Raw genomic sequence first — 1,983 nt, forward strand, 5'->3', positions numbered from 1 at the left:
AATGCACTAAAAAATGATTAAAGATTTAACAGGAGTTACTGTTAAACAAAATAAAATAAATGATTATGACACTTTGAACCGTTACCTTTTATTTAAAAGGAATTTATAAATAAGTGTCTAAATAAATTTTAACATAATTTATTACTTATTTAAATGTTGAATTAAACTATCTAAACAAGTAGGGTCAACTTGTATTTTTTAATAAATAACTTACCACTCGGAAGAGTGGTTTTTAAATAACATAAATATTTACTATGACATTTTAAAAAAAGTATAATTATTTATATTGTTGTGTAGAATGATTTTCTATTCGTTTTAATGTCGCATAAATATTTTCTTGTTTTAAACTAAAAGAAACATTAATAGTATCATGTCATAAATGAGCATAACCATTATTATCAATATAGGTATCATGTTCTAAATATCCTCAAGCTATTGCTGAATTACTTGTAATATTAGAAATACTTCTTATACAATTTATATCTATATTTGGATTTAATCTTAAAATTTCATTTAAAATAGTGCTTGGCAAATTATTTGGTAATTCACCTAAATCAGTAACAGTTAATCTGGATGCTATTGAATATCTATTGGTATTAAAATTTACTGTTACAGTTTCTAGGGTATCTTCGTTTCTTATTATTTTATTGCTGAATTTTGTGTTACATTAGTAACTGATAAATAATTAATTGATGGAGCTAAAGTACGTATTTTAGGATTTAGTCTTAATAATTCATTATAAATATTAATACGAGAATTATTAATTATATTCCCTAATTTTATATTTGTAATAACTGTTGAAAGCGTTAATCTTTGAACTGTAAAATTTAATGTAAATCTAATATTCCTTGGGATTAAACCTTCATTTACTCTAATTATTGCAGTATTTCTTGTAATATTTTCAATTACAATACTTTCTAAAAAATATGGTCTTGATCATTGATTTCAATTTCACCAATATTAACTGTTGTAATAATATCTTGTAAGCTTGGTGGTGTTTGGCGTTTGTGGCGTTCATAACTACTTGCTGCGATAATATTTGGCATTGCTGTTCCAGTAATGGTTAATACATTTAATAAATTTATTAATTTTTTCATAGTTAATATTTCCCTTCCATTTTTCTAACTCTGTATATTATAATATAAAATTAGAGTTAACCTCAATTTTTTTAATAAATAACTTGCCACTTGGTAGCGTTGTTTTTAAATAGCATTCACCAATTTTAAGGGTTTTAAGGTCGTTGGGATGAACAATAAACTCATCCACCGAACGCACCGACCCCATATCAGCTGTGTTATTTTTAAAATCAAGTTGGCGAGTTAGTTTTTCGGTTTCTTGGGTACCAAAAACACTAGCAACATATTCCGCCGTGGTCGGGTCTTTAATGTTATGACAAACAATAGTGCTAACATTTCCAAAAATGGTATCTGTTAAATTCATATTGTTTGTTTTTAAATCATTGATTGTTTGAAATGACAAGAAACATTGATAATTAAAACTACGCGACTTATTTATCAAGTTAATAATGGTTTCACCAGCAAAGACATTAAACTCATCTAAAACAATGTTAATTTTTTGATTAACTGGTTTTAGGGTAGTTAATTCTTTTAAGTCTTGGATAATGATTTTACCAACCGAACCCGCCAGTTCGGGATATTTCAATGAATTTATACTAAAAAAAATTGTTTTATGTTTAGTAATCAATTCAAATAAACTATTATTTTTGCTAAGCGAATTATTTAATTGCATATTAGTAATATCAAGTTTACTAATCATCCCTGATATTTCTTTTTCTGCAAAATTATTGGTAAGCATATCATAATTTACACTTTTAACATTAACTAACTTTAATAATTTTTCAATATTAAAGTATTCAATAATATTGTTTAAAGTAATATCAATTTTATTTTTTAATATAACATCTAATAAAATTAATAAGTAATGTTTTGCCTTATCTCTATAATAAGGTTCGGTAAAATCAAA

3 protein-coding genes are annotated in these 1,983 nt (G+C 24.9%); all 3 read right to left on the minus strand.

Annotated features, from left to right (window positions below):
• Positions 1-277: 277 nt before the first annotated feature.
• A complete protein-coding gene (locus C6B38_RS02735; RefSeq protein ID WP_105298569.1) occupies positions 278-532 on the minus strand; it encodes a hypothetical protein in 255 nt (84 codons plus the stop codon).
• 385 nt (positions 533-917) lie between these two features.
• On the minus strand, positions 918-1,097 hold the full coding sequence (locus C6B38_RS02740; protein ID WP_105298570.1) for a hypothetical protein: 180 nt from the start codon (positions 1,095-1,097) through the stop codon (positions 918-920).
• A gap of 37 nt (positions 1,098-1,134) precedes the next feature.
• A partial coding sequence (locus tag C6B38_RS02745; RefSeq protein ID WP_146693277.1) for a type IV secretory system conjugative DNA transfer family protein occupies positions 1,135-1,983 on the minus strand: 849 nt, incomplete at its 5' end.

Origin of the sequence: Spiroplasma sp. ChiS (assembly GCF_002968355.1) — a bacterium.
Classification (GTDB): domain Bacteria; phylum Bacillota_I; class Bacilli_A; order Mycoplasmatales; family Mycoplasmataceae; genus Spiroplasma; species Spiroplasma citri.